The sequence below is a fragment of the Enterobacter sp. PL1 genome, assembly GCF_945957325.1.
Classification (GTDB): Bacteria; Pseudomonadota; Gammaproteobacteria; order Enterobacterales; family Enterobacteriaceae; genus Enterobacter; species Enterobacter roggenkampii.
Genome location: NZ_CAMFKT010000045.1, coordinates 1 through 16,322, shown reverse-complemented (window position 1 = coordinate 16,322; position 16,322 = coordinate 1). Strand labels below are relative to the sequence as shown.

Sequence of the window (16,322 nt, the reverse complement as noted above, 5' to 3'; positions counted from 1 at the left end):
CTGGAGCACCTCCACCAACAAGGGATTATCCAGCCCCATCCTGCCGGTGAGGTTGCTCTGTCCGCCGCCGAGTTTGAAGTGGAGAACCCGTACGCCACAGCCAGGCGCTGGAGCGCGCTCTTCGACCTCCCGATGACAACGCGCGCGGGCAATCCGGCGCTGCGTATTGGCGATAAGTATTTCCAGTTCAATCAAGGGAACAGCAACGCGCTGGTGCAACTCGATTTTCTCACCGACACGGCGGCGCTCAAGGGTCAAACCATTTTGGTGGGCGAAGGGCGTTATGCGTTTCACTGACTCACAATGGGCACCTGCGCGAACGAAGACCGACAACAGGGAAACAGCGTATTCACGTTTTCCACCATCGGGATACGCTGCTGAGGGTACTACAACAACCCGGCCTGATGTTCCACACGCGCAATGGCGCTATACAGTGCGCCCGCTGTGACCGGAGCCGGCATGTTCGCCATATCCGGCGCATGCAATGCCATATCAATAATCCCCGCCAGTTCCGTGCTGTCCAGTTCAGCAATTTCCCGCAGGCTGAGCGGGATAGCGCACGCGCGGGCCAGGCCAATGGCCTCCAGCAATTCCTCATCGCTGCGGTTCTCCAGCGCCAGCAGGCAAAGGTTGCCAAATCCCACCAATAAGCCATGACCAAATTCGCGGGTTTTATCGCATACGGTAAACCCCTCATAAATTGCATGAGCGGCAGCAGCATGTGCCCCACTGCTCATTAATGAGGTCAGTCCGGCAAACATAAATATCGCATCCAGTACTTGCTCCAGCGCAGCATCGGGCACCCCTTTGCGAACTGCATCGCAGGCGGCGGGGCCGTGGGTATTGATCAGGTCATAGCAGATACGGCTGTTGGCAATGGACGCCCGGGCGATACCGCTGTGATTGTCCAGCCCGGCGCTGATAGCGCGAAACTCGTACCATTTCGCCAGTGTATCGCCAAGGCCTGCCGCCAACCAGCGCAGCGGCGCGGCGGCTATGATTTCTGTGTCAATAATCACCACAGCAGGCGCCTGATTCAGTGGAAAGAGATCCCGAAAATGGCCGTCATCGTGATAACGGACAGTGAGTGGCGTCACCGCCGCGCAGGTTGCCGCAATGGTTGGCACGGTGACCACCGGGACACGGGTCTCCACGCCCACGGCTTTACTGGTATCCAGGGCTTTTCCCCCACCCACGCCAATGACCAGGTCTGCGCCGGTGGCCTGCACCACTTGCGCCAGACGATGAATATGGCTTTCGCTGCACACGCCGCCAAACCACTCCCGGCCAACCACCGTCACCGATGATGCCGCCAGTTGATAGCGGATATGCGCTTCCACCGCCGCCAGGCCACTATGGCCGCCGATAATCAGCGCCCGTGAACCCAATAATCCGCAGACCTCACCGATACGCGAAACCGCACCTGCGCCACGCAGGATCTGCGCCGGGAAGATAATATTTTGTGCCTGCATAACTGATGCTCCGTGATAACGATGGTGTACATATTAAAACCCCGCCATAGCAGGCTGAAAACGCAGCAAATGCGGCCCTAACTGGGCAATCGAAGTGCATCCCAGTTGCGCCAGCGTGCGATCCATCTCCTGCAAAATAATGTTCAGCGCTTGTTTCGCACCCGCCTCACCAAAGGCAGCGACGCCATAGAGCACAGGTCGGCCAATCAGCACGCCATTCGCGCCCAGCGCCAGTGCTTTCACCACATCGGTGCCACGGCGAAATCCACTGTCGATAAGGATGACAGCATCAGGACCGCAGCACTGACGAATCTCCTGCAGTACTTCCATGGGGCTGACTGAACCGTCCAGTTGTCGCCCGCCATGGTTTGATAACACAATGCCATCCACGCCCGCGGCAAAAGCGCGCCGGGCATCTTCAGGCGCCAGGATACCTTTAATTAACAGGGGACCTGACCACTGTGTGCGGATCCAGTGCAGTGTGGCCCAGTCCAGGTGGGTATCCATCTGTTCGGCAAAATAGCTCGCGCCACCTGCGCCTCGTTGTTTGTCAGCCGGAACATAAGATTTCAGGTTGCCAAAGCCAGGGATGCCTGCGGGCCTGATGGCTCGCCACACCCAGCCGGGATGCATCGCAATGTCCAGCATGCTCGGCAGAGATAGTTCCATGGGCCGTCGGTAATTCCGTTTGTCCTTTTCACGGTTGCCAAAGTGCACCGCATCCACAGAAACCACCAGGGTCGTACAACCCGCCGCCCGGGCCCGGGTCAGTAACCCTGTCGTGACGGCGCGGTCTTTCAGCACATAGAGCTGGAACCAGTGTCGGGGAATGTTTTCTGCGGCGATCTCTTCAATGGAGGCCGTCGAAACCGTACTCTGTATATAGCCGATGCCCGCCTCTCTGGCGGCCCGCGCCAGCATCACATCTGCGCCAAACCGCAGCATGCCGTTGTAGCCTGTCGGGGCGATAAACAAGGGCGCAGCCAGCTTCTGTCCACACAGCGTGACGGATAAATCCCGTTGCGTAGCATCTGTCAGCACAGGGGGAATAAAGCGCCAGCGGCCGAAAACACGGCGATTATCCTGTAACGTTTGTTCATCATCGGCCCCACCCTCCAGATAACTGAAAGCAAAACGGGGAAGCGTGCGCTTTGCCTGCCGACGTAAATCATCAATGTTCAACACTGTCACGCGGCATCCTCCGCCAGGATACGTTTCAGGCTCCGAATAAACTGCTGGTTATCCTGTTCATTCCCCACAGACACCCGGATCCAGTGTTCATACCCCTTCTCCCGCCATGGCTTGATAATGACGCCATCGCACAGCAGACGCTGCGCCAGTTCTGCCGCAGGCTGCCCGCAGTCAAAAAACAGGAAGTTGGCGCAGGATGGCGCAACGCGGAAACCCAGCGCCGTGAGCTGCGCCGACATCATGTCGCGCTGCGCACTGACCAGCGCAATGCTGTCATTAACATGTTGCTGATCCCCCAGAGCTACCACGGCCGCCGCTTGTGCCGAACGGTTAATATTAAACGGTGTGCGAACGCGATTGAGCAGATTGACCAGTTCAGGGTGACTGGCTAAGCCATAGCCCACCCGCAATCCCGCCAGGCCGTAGGCTTTCGAAAAAGTACGCAGCACAATCCAGGGGCGCGACTGCGCGGCCAGCACACGCTGGCTGTCCGGATAATCCGGGTTGTTCCGGCAATATTCGAAATAGGCCTCATCAATCACCAGCACACAGTCCTGAGGTGCCGCGGCGATGATGCGCTCAAAACCTGCATTGTCGAGCATGCAGCCCACGGGATTCGACGGGTTGCTGAAAATCACCATTTTGGCGGGCATCGAAAGTGCCTGAGTCCAGGCGGCGATATCGAACTGATGCTGCTTATTCACGTCAACCAGGGTGACGTCCGCGCCCATCATGCGCGGGAAAATCTCATGCAGACCAAATGAAGGTCGCAATGTGACCACGCGGTCCCCGGGGTTGAGAAAGGCCAGTGCCAGCATATGCAGGATATCTTCTGAACCATTCCCGATAACAATATTCCCGGCCTGCACACCGGTATACGTTGCCAGCGCATCGCGCAGCGCTGTACTGGCAGCATCCGAATAGACTGCGCTGAAGCCGGCATCCGCCTGCAGTGCCGCGATGACCTGCGGGCTGGCGCCCAGCGGATTTTCATTACTGGCCAGTTTGGCGATATGGCTCAACCCATATTGCTGTCGTACCGCTTCCGCCGACAACCCGGCGTTATACAGGCTTAATGACCGCGCTGTGGGCCTGGCGAGGTTTTTCAGTATCTGCTGTTGTGAATCAACAAGTGAACTGGAAACTGCTACATCAGAAGCCATTGCATATCCCTCAAAAAAACGCCGGAGGCACAACACCAGGCCATCCGGCATTCAGGCATCAGATCATCGGCAAATTCAAATGATGACGTTCAGCACAGGCTTTTGCCTGTTCATAGCCAGCATCCGCATGGCGCATCACCCCGGTGGCAGGGTCGTTCCACAGCACACGCGCCAGTCGGGCATCGGCATCTTCAGTGCCATCGCACACAATCACCATCCCGGCATGTTGTGAAAAGCCCATGCCAACACCGCCACCATGGTGCAGACTGACCCAGGTGGCACCCCCGGCGGTATTGAGCAATGCATTGAGTAATGGCCAGTCGGATACCGCATCAGAGCCATCTTTCATCGCTTCGGTTTCACGGTTCGGCGATGCCACTGACCCCGTATCCAGATGATCACGGCCAATAACAATCGGCGCTTTCAGTTCGCCGTTACGCACCATTTCGTTAAACGCCAGCCCGGCGCGGTGACGTTCACCCAGGCCCAGCCAGCAAATACGCGCAGGCAGCCCCTGGAAGGCAATGCGCTCACGCGCCATGTCCAGCCAGTTGATCAGATTGGTGTTGTCCGGGAAGAGTTCTTTGAGTTTCGCGTCGGTCTTATAGATATCTTCCGGGTCGCCGGAAAGGGCAACCCAACGGAATGGCCCTTTGCCTTCACAGAACAGCGGGCGGATGTAGGCCGGGACAAAACCCGGGAAATCAAAGGCGTTTTCAACGCCCTCTTCTTTGGCGACCTGGCGGATATTGTTGCCGTAATCGACGGTGGGGATCCCCATATGGTGAAAATCGAGCATGGCCTGGACATGTTTTGCCATAGAAGCGCGGGCGGCTTTCACCACGGATTGCGGATCTGACTGACGGGCGGCCTGCCATTTTTCCAGGCTCCAGCCTTCCGGCAGATAGCCATTAAGCGGATCATGAGCGGAGGTCTGATCGGTCACAATATCCGGACGCAGGCCACCCGCTTTTGCCCGCGCCGCCAGTTGCGGCATCAACTCAGCGGCATTGCCCAGCAGGCCGACAGAGATGGCTTTTTTCTCCGCACAGGCTTTTTCAATCATCGCCAGCGCCTCATCGAGGCTGCGGGTCTTATAGTCCACATAACGGGTACGCAGACGGAAATCAATGTGGGATTCCTGGCATTCAATGGCCAGGACGCAGGCCCCTGCCAGCACGCCAGCCAGCGGTTGGGCGCCGCCCATACCACCAAGCCCTGCCGTCAGAATCCATTTGCCCCGCAGGTCGCCGTTGTAGTGCTGTCGGCCCGCTTCGGCAAAAGTTTCATACGTCCCCTGCACAATGCCCTGCGCACCAATGTAAATCCAGGAGCCTGCTGTCATCTGGCCGTACATCATCAGGCCCGCTTTATCCAGTTCGTGAAAGTGGTCCCAGTGGGCCCAGTGCGGCACAATATTGGAGTTAGCAATCAACACGCGCGGCGCATTGGTATGGGTGCGAAAAACACCGACCGGCTTACCGGACTGTACCAGCAGGGTTTCGTCTTCACGCAACGCCCGCAGGCTGTCCAGAATGGCTTCGAAGGCAGGCCAGTTGCGGGCGGCTTTACCAATACCGCCATAGACCACCAGGTCTTCCGGGCGTTCGGCAACATCGGGGTCAAGGTTGTTTTGGATCATGCGATAAGCCGCTTCGATCAACCAGTTTTGACAACTCAGCGCTGTTCCCTGGGGAGCGCGAACGACATGGGCGGCGGCATTTTTCTGTGGCGCGTTCATGGTCATATCCTTCTATAAAAAATGAAATTTATGTAAAGCGTTATCAGGCAAAGCTCGGCAGTAATGCTTCAATGGCCGCAGGCCAGTGTTCACGGGACGCCCACAAACGCATCATTTCGACATCCGGCGCCATCAGACGATCTTTTTCGAGAAAAGCGACATGTTGCCGAATCGCCTTCATTTCGCTTTCCAGTGTGGCGGAACTTTGCAACGGACGATGAAAATCAAGTCCCTGGGCAGCGGCCATGGCTTCGATACCGACAACCACACTGGTGTTAAAACACATATTGCCCAGACGGCGGGCGGCATAGGTCGCCATTGAAACGTGATCTTCCTGATTGGCGGAGGTGGGCAGGCTGTCGACACTGCCCGGATGTGCCAGCGATTTATTTTCTGATGCCAGCGCGGCGGCCGTGACCTGCGCAATCATAAAGCCGGAGTTAACGCCGCCATCGTTTACCAGGAAAGGCGGCAAGCCGGACAAACCGCTGTCCAACAATAAGGCCATTCTGCGTTCAGAAATCGCCCCCACTTCGGCAACCGCCAGCGCAATGATGTCCGCGGCGAAAGCCACGGGTTCTGCGTGGAAATTCCCGCCAGAAATCACGTCGCCATTTTCGGCAAAAACCAGAGGGTTATCGGATGCTGCGTTTGCTTCAATACGTAGAATGCGGGCCGCATGTCGCAGGTTATCAAGGCAGGCACCCATAACCTGAGGGACACAACGAATGGAATAAGGGTCCTGAACCCGGCCGCAGTTAGCATGGGATGTCACAATATCGCTACCGGCCAGGATCGCCGTCAGCGCAGCGGCGACAGCAATCTGGCCTTCCTGGCCGCGTGCTTCATGAATACGCGGGTCAAGCGGTTTAACTGAGCCTTTAATCGCTTCCAGTGATAATGCCCCGGCCACCAGGCCTGCGGAAAACACCCGTTCTGCTTCAAACAAACCTGACAACGCGAGGGATGTCGATACCTGGGTGCCGTTAAGTAATGCCAGACCTTCTTTCGGCCCAAGTTCAAAGGGGCTCAGCCCTGCGGCAGCCAGGCCTTCAACCGCGGACATCGTTTCGCCACCCAGTGTCACCTGCCCTTCGCCAATCAGCATCAATGACAAATGCGCCAGCGGCGCCAGGTCGCCCGAAGCGCCGACGGATCCTTTTTCCGGAATACAGGGGTACACACCCGCATTAAATAACGTTATCAGTGCATCAATCACCTCAATACGAATACCGGAATGACCCCGGGAGAGGCTGAGAATTTTCGTCGCCATCACCAGGCGAACAACGTTATCCGCCAGGTTTTTGCCTGTGCCCACACTGTGGGACAGCACCAGGTTTCGTTGCAGTTCGGTCAGACGTTCCGCCGGAATACGGGTTTGCGCCAGTTTGCCAAACCCGGTATTAATGCCGTACACCACGTTTCCCGATGCCACAATGCGGGTGACTGTTTCCTGGGAGGCCAGCACATCGGCACGGGCCTCTTCGGCCAGCGCAAGGCGGACATTACCCTGGTATATTTGTCGCAACATGGGCAAATGGACATGCCCGGGTTGCAGGCGGCAAAGGGTGTAATCGGTGGATGAAGCAGCCATAATCTATTCCTGTATATACAAGTAAAACGGGAAGTAAACCCGGTGTAACACCGGGTGTTTATGCACAACCTGACTCACGCTAAAACATGATTAACTGCGCTGCATACCGCGAACTTAGTGATCGATGGTTTGCAGGGTTTCCGTACGAATTTCTTCCGTGATACGCGCCTTCAATGCCATAAATTCTGGTGATGTTTTCAGGGTATAATCACGCGGGTGCGGAAAATCTACCGCCACTTCCGTTTTGATTCGCCCGGGGCGCGCACTGAAAATCGCCACTTTATTGGCCATAAAAATGGCCTCATCAATATCGTGGGTCACAAACAGGACTGTTTTGCGGGAAGATTCCCATATCGACAACAACAGTTCCTGCATCATGACGCGCGTCTGGTTATCCAGTGCGCCGAAAGGTTCATCCATCAGCAGAATTTTCGGGTCGTTGGCCAGGGCGCGGGCAATGGCTGTGCGCTGTTGCATACCGCCGGACAACTGACGGGGGAAATGCTGCTCAAACCCACGTAAACCGACCTTATTAATAAAGTAGTCGCTGCGCTCTTTTTGTGCCGCTTTACTCACGCCGCGTTCCTGTAGGCCAAAGCAGATATTCTGCTCAACCGTCAACCAGGGGAACAGTGTGTAACTCTGGAATACCATGCCGCGATCCGCGCCCGGACCATCGACCAGCACGCCATCCAGCCAGACCTCGCCGCGGGTGGGCTGATCCAGCCCGGCAACAATGCGTAAAAGTGTGGATTTACCGCACCCGGAAGGCCCGAGAATGGTAATAAAGTCGTTCTCATTGACCTGATAATCCACGGGCAGTAATGCCTGGGTCTTCTCGCCTTTCGGGCCACTGAAGACGCGTTCCACCTGGCGAACACTCAGCTTCGGATAGCTCATCACAGCGAACTCCATACAAACAGGCGGCGATTCACCGCTTTAAACAACAGATCAGACAGCAATCCAATGCAGCCAATCACGATAATGCCGAAAATCATTTGCCCGGTATTGAGTAACGCCTGGCTATTGACAATCATGTGACCTATCCCGCTGGATGAACCAATCAGTTCCGCCACGATGACATAGGTCCATGCCCAGCCCAGCACCAGGCGCAGCAGTTCCGCAATTTCCGGCGCCGCCCCGGGGATTATCACCCGACGCACCACGCTCTTGTTGGTCGCGCCAAGGGTATACGCCGCTTCCACCAGATCGCGCCGCGCCGCGCCGACAGCCACCGCAACCATCAGGGTTATCTGAAAGAACGAACCGATAAAGATCACCAGTATTTTTTGCATTTCGCCAATCCCTGCCCACAGAATAAGCAGGGGGACAAACGCCGATGCGGGCAGGTAGCGGCAAAACGAAACGAAGGGCTCAAAAAACGCTTCGATCAGTTTGTATGAGCCCATCAGAATACCCAGCGGCACGGCGATAATGCACGCCAGAATAAAGCCGCCCAGTACACGCATTACCGTCATACCGATATCTGTTGTGAAATCAAAATCGGTAAATAACAGCCCCCCTTCCTGCAACATACTGGCCGGACTGGCAAGGAATGTCGGCGACACCAGCCCGGTAAAAGTCACCAGCGCCCACAGCGCGAAAAACAGCACAAAAAAGCAGAAGCCCAAAAACCAGCGATGACGGGACGCCACGGGGCGCAGTGGCACCATCATCGGGTTGTGCCAGACCTTTTTACTTGCCGGCAGAGGCGCCGGCTCACGTAAAACTGACTGCGTACTGGCGGGAAATTCCGCGGCCTGACTGACAGGACTGTTCATCTTGTGGTCCTTCATGGCTGAGTCACATACTTCGCGTCATACAACGTATTAATATCCGGCGTTTTATGCAGGATTTTCATTTCCGTCAGCAAACGCGCCGCTTCGTTGGTAAAGGTGACAATCTCGCCACTGAAGAACTTCTTGTTCGCATCACGGTCTTGCCAGCGCAGATAGCTGGACTCTTCAGCAAACTGTTTGCCGGTTTCTTTGACCGCCGCCCCCATAATCTCATTGGCTTTATCCGGATCTTTTTTGATCATATCCAGGGCTTCAAAGTAGCTATTTACCAGTGCCTGAGCCGCTTTGGGGTTTTTATCCAGCCAGGATGGCGTACAACCCAGGGTGTCCATCACCATGGGATAATCCAGTGTGGTGGTCAGAATTTTGCCTTTGTCCGGGCTTTGGCGGATGGTGGAGAGATACGGCTCGTACGTCACAGCGGCATCGTTCTGCCCGGCAATAAAGGCATGAGCGGCGGCATCCGGCCCCAGGGTTGCCAGTTTGACGTCTTTCATCGTCATGCCGTTTTTATCGAGGATCCAGGCCAGCAGAAAATAGGAGGAGGTTCCTGGTGCATCGACACTGATGGTTTTCCCTTTCAGGTCAGCCACTTTATTGATACCCCCACGTACGGCAATCCCATCCGCGCCATAGGATTTATCCAGTTGCACAATTTGCTTGATGGGCACACCGCTGGCATTCCAGGTGAGGTAGGTTTCCACCGTGGTCGCCGCGCACTGCAAAGAGCCTGATGCAATGGCCAGGTGGCGTGATTGCTGGGGTACCATTTTCAGCGTCACGTCCAGGCCATTCTTTTTGAAAATGCCTGCCTTATCGGCCAGTGTCAGGGGAGCGAATCCTGTCCACCCGGAAATACCAATGGCCACCGGAGTCTCTGCCGCCATGGCGGTGTTTATTGCCCCGCAACCCAATGTCACTGCCAGCCCTAACATGGATAACGAACGCTTCAGCACAGTCCTGGAAATCATGTTGCTCATCTGCCACTCCTGCCAAATTACCTGTCTCGGGGAAATGCCTGGCCAGTGAACTGCCCGGGCAAAATACGCTACTGTATACTCTTGTCTATACAAGCAAGCCGAATAAGTAAAGCAAGCTTTGTGCCAGTTCAGCTATGCCTGCTTTCCCGGTTATTTCGGCCTGTGGCCAGTGGTTTTCTCTGCCTGTCGAATCAAATAAGTGCGCAGGATGCGCCAAACCAGTGCAGGACGCACCAACTCAGGCAATGACCGCCGCCCAAAGTAGCAGACTGCGCGTTTTTTGTGCATCCACAGTATGCAAGGCAGAAATCGGCCACTGTGTCGTCTGACAGCTGTCTGACGTCGGTGGCCACCAGATACCTTCACCCGCGCCCAGCCGGGTCCCATCCGGTAATTGCCAGTCACCCTGAATGGCGAAAAGCACACCGCCCTGCTCACGGGACACAGTGCCACTTCCCCTGAGGGCGACAACGCCGGGCAAACAGACAGTACGCCGGGTCATCAGGTTAAAATCCATCGTCTCGCCCCCCAGAAGATGTGCGTGGAGTGCAAGATCCCCGCTAAACTCGAAGGGTTCTCCCACGGTATTCAGCACATGATTCACCCCGATGCCGTCAGTCAGTTGCATGCCCTCGCCACTCAACAGCGTGATGGAACGCGCAATGCCGGGGAAAGCGGAAAACGGGCCATCCTGCGCGACAGTGGCAATGCTGGCACGCCAGTCAAAATCCGCCTGCCCTGGCGGCCAGCTGATAATTTCGCGGGTTTCGCCGCCGCCATTACGCCAGCGACTGACCGGCAGCCTGGTCTGGGAAAAACGCTGCCAGCCCGTCATGCTGTCGCCTCCGCCAGTTGGCGCAGTACCTGCAGAAAATCAGCGGCAACGGCCTGTTGCTGCGCATGTTGCCCATTGATAATGCGGGGGGTCCCGCCAACATACACATCGCGAATCTGCCCGGCGTGGCCGGCAAATAACCAGCGGTTGAGAATTTCAGGGGGGCGGGCTGCCGCCAGGTAAGGATCCTGTCCATCCAGCACCAGCCAGTCGGCGCGATACCCCACTGACAATCTCCCGACAGGCGCGCCACAGGCCTGCGCACCACCGGCAAGCGCCTGGGTGTACAACACATCGCCCACCACATTTTGGGTCGCCGTTGTCAGGCGGTTGCGGCGCTGATCACGTAAGCGCTGCCCATATTCGAACCAGCGCAGCTCTTCCACCACATTAAGTGAAACATGGCTGTCGGAACCAATACCCCAGTGACCGCGCTGTGCCAAATAATCGACGCCGGGGAAAATACCGTCGCCCAGATTCGCTTCTGTTGTGGGGCACAGCCCGGCAACCGCACCGCTTTGCGCCATGCGGGCCACTTCTTTCTCATCCGCATGTGTCGCGTGGACAAGACACCAGCGGGCATCGATATCCAGGTGATCATACAGCCACGCAATGGGGCGTTGTCCGCTCCAGCTCAGGCAGTCATTGACTTCTTTTTGCTGCTCGGCGATATGGATATGTACAGGCAATGCCGGGTCGCTGGCCTGTAAAACCTGCTGCATCTGCGTGGGGGTCACGGCCCGTAGTGAGTGAAAACACAGGCCCTGGTTTTGCAGTACTTTGCCCGTTATCTGCTGGCGGATAATCGCCTGCTGGCGCAAATAGGTGTCAGCGTCCTGAATAAACCGCACCTGACCCGCCTGAGCCGGTTGCCCGCCAAACCCGGCATAGCTGTAGAGCACGGGCAACAGCGTCAGGCCGATTCCCGCAAGGTCGGCAGCGGCGCTTAATTGGGCGGTCATCTCGCCGCGGTCAGCATAGGGGTTACCGCTGATATCATTGTGCAGATAGTGGAACTCAGCGACCTGGGTATAACCCCCTTTGAGCATCTCGATATACAACTGGCGGGCGATAATACCGACCTGGTCCGGCGTTAATCGCTGCACCGTGCGATACATCAGGTCACGCCAGGTCCAGAAACTGTCCTGCGGGTTTCCGGCCACCTCCGCCAGCCCGGCCATCACCCGCTGGAATGCATGAGAGTGTAAATTCGGCATACCCGGGATCACCGGACCTGAAAGCCGGACAGCATCCTGTGCTGTGCTGTCCGGCGTGATGGCGGTTAACATGCCGGCAGCATCGACATCCAGACGCACATTGTGAGCCCATCCTTCAGCAAGCAGGGCTTGTGTAGCAAAATAAGCAGGCATAACAACGTTCCTGAGCAGCGAAAAGAAACATAAAGGCAATTATAAGTAAACAATTGCAAAACTTTGGGGCGACTTGTCTATACATATACATATGCATGGTTTGGCTGTAAACTTGCGCCATTCCTTTTTTTATCATTTGAGTTTTTCACCACAGCTTTTCTGCTTACGCTTCGCGGTTGAAAATACGCCAGCGTCCGGGAAACGATGACCTTGTCTGTGGCACTTTTGAGAGGTAAGAAACATGTCTGAGCCCACCCTTTTTTCATCGGCCGGTACGGCGCAACAAGACGTGACCCGGCAGACACTATCTGAGCTGGCCGCCGCCATGAGCGATGCACCGGCGCCCATTTATCAGCGGGTGAAACAGGCCATCATTGGCCAGATTCGCGCCGGCGTCTGGAAACCCCACCAACGTATTCCATCGGAAAGTGAGCTGGTTAATGAAATTGGCGTCAGCCGTATGACCATCAACCGGGCGCTGCGCGAACTGACCAGCGAAGGTTTTTTAATCCGCATGCAGGGCGTGGGGACGTTTGTCGCCGAAGCAAAAGCCTATACACCGATGCTTGAGGTCCATAATATTGCTGATGAAATCGCCCAACGTGGTCATCGTCATGACAGTAAAATTTTAGTGTGCGAGGCCCGCCAGGCGGACGCCGATCAAGCGCTCCAGTTGGGGATTGCCATCGGTGATACGCTGTTTTACTCCCAAATTGTGCATTACGAAAATAACGTTCCGGTACAAATTGAAGACCGTTTTGTTAACCCGGAAACGGCGCCGGATTACCTCCGGCAGGTGCTCAATAAACAGACGCCATATACCTATCTGATGGATATTGCCCCGCTGACCGCAGGGGAGCACCGCGTTGAAGCCATCAGCGCCAGCGATGAACAACGCCACTTGCTGCAACTTGAGGAGCATGAGCCCTGCCTGTTGATTCACCGGCGAACCTGGAGCGGCAGCCGCGTTGTGACGTCCGCCCGCCTGATTTACCCGGGTTCGCGTTATCAGTTATTTGGCCGTTTTACCAGTCACGGCTAATCGCGTCTGGCGCAGGCGGCATTCACAGGCCGCCCGTCTTTACGCGACAGTTGGCGATAAGAAAAAACTATCTCTGGCCGCCTTGCCGCCCTTTCGGTTATGGGTTAGGTTGACTTTAATTGTCTATACAAGATAAATCATCCGGAGTCTGCTATGTCCTTAGCCTCGTCCCTTTGCCTTACTGTCACTCCCCCGGCGCACTGTGACAGTGTCTGGCGCGGCGCCACGCTGGTCACCATGCAGGATGGCCGTTACAACGTGATAGAAAACGGCGCATTGGCAGTGACGGAGGGAAAAATTGTCTGGCTTGGCCGTAATGCCGACTGCCCGGCGTTTCCCCATGCACAACAGCATGTATTCGACGGCGGGATAATTACCCCGGGATTTATCGATTGTCATACTCATCTGGTGTTCGGCGGGAACCGCAGCGCCGAATTTGAGCAGCGGTTAAATGGCGTAAGCTATGCAGAAATCGCCGCGGCGGGCGGTGGTATTTTATCCACTGTAAACGCCACCCGGGACGCCACGGAAGAGGAACTGCTCCGGCAGGCTTTATTGCGTTTGCAACCGCTGCTGGCCGAGGGGGTCACCTGCCTTGAAATTAAGTCAGGCTACGGGCTGACCCTGGACAGTGAATTAAAAATGTTGCGGGTTATCCGCAAATTAGCCACTCTGTTGCCTGTCGATATTCAGTCCACCTGTCTTGCCGCCCATGCCCTGCCGCCCGAGTACAAAGACCGGGCGGAGGACTATATCGACTTTATTTGCGATACCCTGCTGCCCATTGTCGCCAGAGAAAAACTGGCGGATGCCGTTGACGCATTCTGTGAGCACCTTGCGTTCTCCCCAGCACAAGTCGAGCGCATTTTTGATGCTGCACAGGCTTTGGGGTTGCCGGTTAAATTGCATGCGGAACAACTCTCTGCCCTGCATGGCAGTTCACTGGCGGCAAACTATCACGCCTTGTCGGCGGATCACCTTGAATACGCCACCCAGGAAGATGCTCACGCCATGGCGGCCAGCGGCACTGTCGCCGTCCTGCTGCCCGGCGCATGGTATTTACTGCGTGAAAAACAGCACCCGCCCGTGAATTTTTTCCGCCAGTATCAGGTGCCGATGGCCCTGGCGAGTGATGCCAACCCGGGGACATCCCCGGTGCTGTCATTGCGCCTGATGCTGAATATGGGCTGTACACTGTTTGGTCTGACGCCGGAGGAAGCGCTGGCCGGGATTACGTGCCACGGCGCGCGCGCCCTCGGTCTGGCCGCGTCTCACGGTACGCTTGCCGAAGGTAAGGTTGCCGATTTTATCCACTGGCCGCTGTCGCGACCGGCTGAACTGATCTACTGGCTGGGCGGTCAATTGCCCTGCACGGTGGTCTATCGCGGGAAAATACGAGGAAACGTTCATCCATGAGCCTTTCAGCTATGACTGACATTATCGATCCTTACCATTTCACGGCTGGCAGTGCACCGTTGCTTATCAGTATTCCCCACGCGGGAACACAACTGACGCCGGAGGTCGACAATGGTCTGAGCGATGCCGCACGCCCGCTTGGCGATACCGACTGGCATATTCCCCGCCTGTACGATTTTGCTCACGCCCTCGGCGCCAGTATGCTGGTCGGGAATTATTCCCGTTTTGTTATCGACCTGAATCGCCCTGCTGACGATACGCCGCTCTATACCACCGCCACCACAGGATTGTACCCGGAGACTTTATTTGATGGTCGGGACAGCTTTACGCCCGGCATGACGCCGACAGCCGCCCATCGTCGGCACTATCTGGCGCAAATCTGGCACCCTTACCACCAGCGTATCCAGTCAGAGCTGGCGCGGATAAAACACCAGTTTGGTTATGCACTGCTGTTTGACGCGCATTCTATTGCATCGGTTATCCCGCGTCTGTTTGATGGTCGGTTGCCTGATTTGAACCTCGGTACCAACGGCGGCGCCAGTTGCGCTGCAGCCCTGAGCGACCGTCTGGTCGATTGCTGTCAGAAACAGTCGCCATTCAGCCATGTGCTTAATGGCCGGTTTAAGGGCGGCTATATTACCCGGGCATACGGACAGCCTGACGCGAATATTCATGCCGTGCAACTTGAACTGGCGCAGGTCAATTATATGAACGAAATGGCGCCTTATGCGTATGCAGAGGAAAAGGCCCCTCAACTTCAGGCGCTGCTGCGATCCTTACTTGAGAATATGCTCGACTGGGCAGATAGCCACTATCAATAACCCTCACACATGCCATGAGGCAGGCACCCAATATCCGGTCTGCCTCAAGCCAAAATGCCATTAACCCGGGAGCCATCTTTGGTATTCTGCTGATGTCATCCCCGCATTAATGAGCGCCATGCATAAGTCCATGCATATTTACCCGTATTATCATTGAATCCTGCTTTGCATACACTGCCGGTATCAGGGCGCACGCCCTTCTCTTTTTCGCAATACACCCGGAGATTTGTTATGCAAAACAGGCTGGACAATAAACAGCAGGCCATTATTCCAATTGCGGCTTTCGCCGCAAAGGGCGACACAGAAAAACTCGCTGCTGAAATACAGCACGGGCTGGATACAGGCCTTACCATCAATGAAATCAAAGAAGTCCTGATTCAGCTCTATGCCTATGCCGGTTTTCCTCGCAGCCTGAATGCCCTTGGCGTGCTTATGGGCGTGGTGGAACAGCGTCAGCAGCAAGGAATTACGGATAATGCGGGAGAAGACGCATCCTCTTTTCCTGAGAACTGGAATGCCCTTGAAGGTGGCACGCAAAACCAGACGCGTCTTATCGGGAAACCCGTAACAGGCCCGCTATTTACCTTTGCGCCTGCAATTGACCAGTTCCTTAAAACGCACCTGTTTGGTGATATTTTCCAGCGTGACACCCTGAGCTGGCAGACGAGGGAGCTGGCCACCATTTCGTTTCTGGCTGCAATTCCCGGTGTCACCAGCCAACTGAAAAGCCATTATGCCATCAGTCTGAATGCGGGATTGACGGCTGAGCAGCTGTGGGCATTTACGGCAATTCTGGGTCAAAAATGCGGTGCTGATATGGCAGACAACGCCAGGCCCGTGCTGGGTGAGCTGCTGGATGAAACAAAAACGCCCCGGCACGGTGGCTTATCCACACCGT

General features: G+C 56.0%; 14 protein-coding genes and 1 pseudogene. 5 read left to right on the top strand and 10 right to left on the bottom strand.

Going from position 1 to position 16,322, the window contains the following annotated elements; translation table 11 throughout:
• Window positions 1–297, top strand: a pseudogene (locus N6P30_RS23305) (VOC family protein); the annotation flags it as partial.
• Between the two features lie 89 nt (window positions 298–386).
• On the opposite strand, the gene N6P30_RS23300 reads toward N6P30_RS23305, so the two are convergent.
• From N6P30_RS23300 to N6P30_RS23255, 10 genes are all read right to left on the bottom strand, one after another.
• Window positions 387–1,472 (bottom strand): iron-containing alcohol dehydrogenase family protein, encoded by a 1,086-nt coding sequence (locus N6P30_RS23300; RefSeq protein ID WP_001148851.1) that lies wholly within the window; start codon window positions 1,470–1,472, stop codon window positions 387–389.
• Between the two features lie 33 nt (window positions 1,473–1,505).
• Window positions 1,506–2,663: an alpha-hydroxy acid oxidase gene (locus tag N6P30_RS23295; protein ID WP_000217345.1), complete on the bottom strand. Its 1,158-nt coding sequence runs from the start codon at window positions 2,661–2,663 to the stop codon at window positions 1,506–1,508.
• Window positions 2,660–3,826 (bottom strand): histidinol-phosphate transaminase, encoded by a 1,167-nt coding sequence (hisC, locus tag N6P30_RS23290; RefSeq protein WP_000135555.1) that lies wholly within the window; start codon window positions 3,824–3,826, stop codon window positions 2,660–2,662. The genes N6P30_RS23295 and hisC overlap by 4 nt, the downstream gene beginning before the upstream one ends.
• A 58-nt stretch (window positions 3,827–3,884) precedes the next feature.
• Window positions 3,885–5,567, bottom strand: a complete 1,683-nt coding sequence (gene hutU / locus N6P30_RS23285; protein WP_000993475.1) for a urocanate hydratase — start codon at window positions 5,565–5,567, stop codon at window positions 3,885–3,887.
• Between the two features lie 43 nt (window positions 5,568–5,610).
• Window positions 5,611–7,161, bottom strand: coding sequence for a histidine ammonia-lyase (gene hutH, locus N6P30_RS23280; RefSeq protein ID WP_000741484.1), 1,551 nt, complete (start codon window positions 7,159–7,161; stop codon window positions 5,611–5,613).
• Window positions 7,162–7,275: 114 nt separating this feature from the next.
• Window positions 7,276–8,061, bottom strand: coding sequence for an ABC transporter ATP-binding protein (locus tag N6P30_RS23275; protein WP_016240370.1), 786 nt, complete (start codon window positions 8,059–8,061; stop codon window positions 7,276–7,278).
• Window positions 8,061–8,942 carry an ABC transporter permease gene (locus N6P30_RS23270; RefSeq protein ID WP_001087990.1) on the bottom strand — a complete coding sequence of 294 codons (882 nt, stop codon included), beginning with the start codon at window positions 8,940–8,942 and terminating at the stop codon, window positions 8,061–8,063. Before N6P30_RS23270 ends, N6P30_RS23275 begins: the two co-directional genes overlap by 1 nt.
• Window positions 8,943–8,953: 11 nt before the next feature.
• A complete protein-coding gene (locus N6P30_RS23265; RefSeq protein WP_000069054.1) occupies window positions 8,954–9,940 on the bottom strand; it encodes an ABC transporter substrate-binding protein in 987 nt (328 codons plus the stop codon).
• 238 nt (window positions 9,941–10,178) lie between these two features.
• Window positions 10,179–10,775 carry a HutD family protein gene (locus N6P30_RS23260; RefSeq protein ID WP_000148344.1) on the bottom strand — a complete coding sequence of 199 codons (597 nt, stop codon included), beginning with the start codon at window positions 10,773–10,775 and terminating at the stop codon, window positions 10,179–10,181.
• Window positions 10,772–12,145: a formimidoylglutamate deiminase gene (locus N6P30_RS23255; RefSeq protein ID WP_001112072.1), complete on the bottom strand. Its 1,374-nt coding sequence runs from the start codon at window positions 12,143–12,145 to the stop codon at window positions 10,772–10,774. The genes N6P30_RS23260 and N6P30_RS23255 overlap by 4 nt, the downstream gene beginning before the upstream one ends.
• Window positions 12,146–12,386: 241 nt before the next feature.
• On the opposite strand from N6P30_RS23255, the gene hutC reads away from it, so the two are divergent.
• From hutC to N6P30_RS23235, 4 genes are all read left to right on the top strand, one after another.
• The gene (gene hutC / locus N6P30_RS23250; RefSeq protein WP_001294851.1) at window positions 12,387–13,187 is read left to right on the top strand and encodes a histidine utilization repressor; all 801 of its coding nucleotides are present in this window, start codon (window positions 12,387–12,389) and stop codon (window positions 13,185–13,187) included.
• 153 nt (window positions 13,188–13,340) lie between these two features.
• Window positions 13,341–14,603, top strand: a complete 1,263-nt coding sequence (hutI, locus tag N6P30_RS23245; RefSeq protein WP_001515701.1) for an imidazolonepropionase — start codon at window positions 13,341–13,343, stop codon at window positions 14,601–14,603.
• Window positions 14,600–15,424 carry an N-formylglutamate deformylase gene (gene hutG / locus N6P30_RS23240; protein ID WP_000058769.1) on the top strand — a complete coding sequence of 275 codons (825 nt, stop codon included), beginning with the start codon at window positions 14,600–14,602 and terminating at the stop codon, window positions 15,422–15,424. The genes hutI and hutG overlap by 4 nt, the downstream gene beginning before the upstream one ends.
• Window positions 15,425–15,655: 231 nt before the next feature.
• Window positions 15,656–16,322 (top strand): carboxymuconolactone decarboxylase family protein (locus N6P30_RS23235; protein WP_126287390.1); only part of this gene is annotated, 667 nt, incomplete at its 3' end.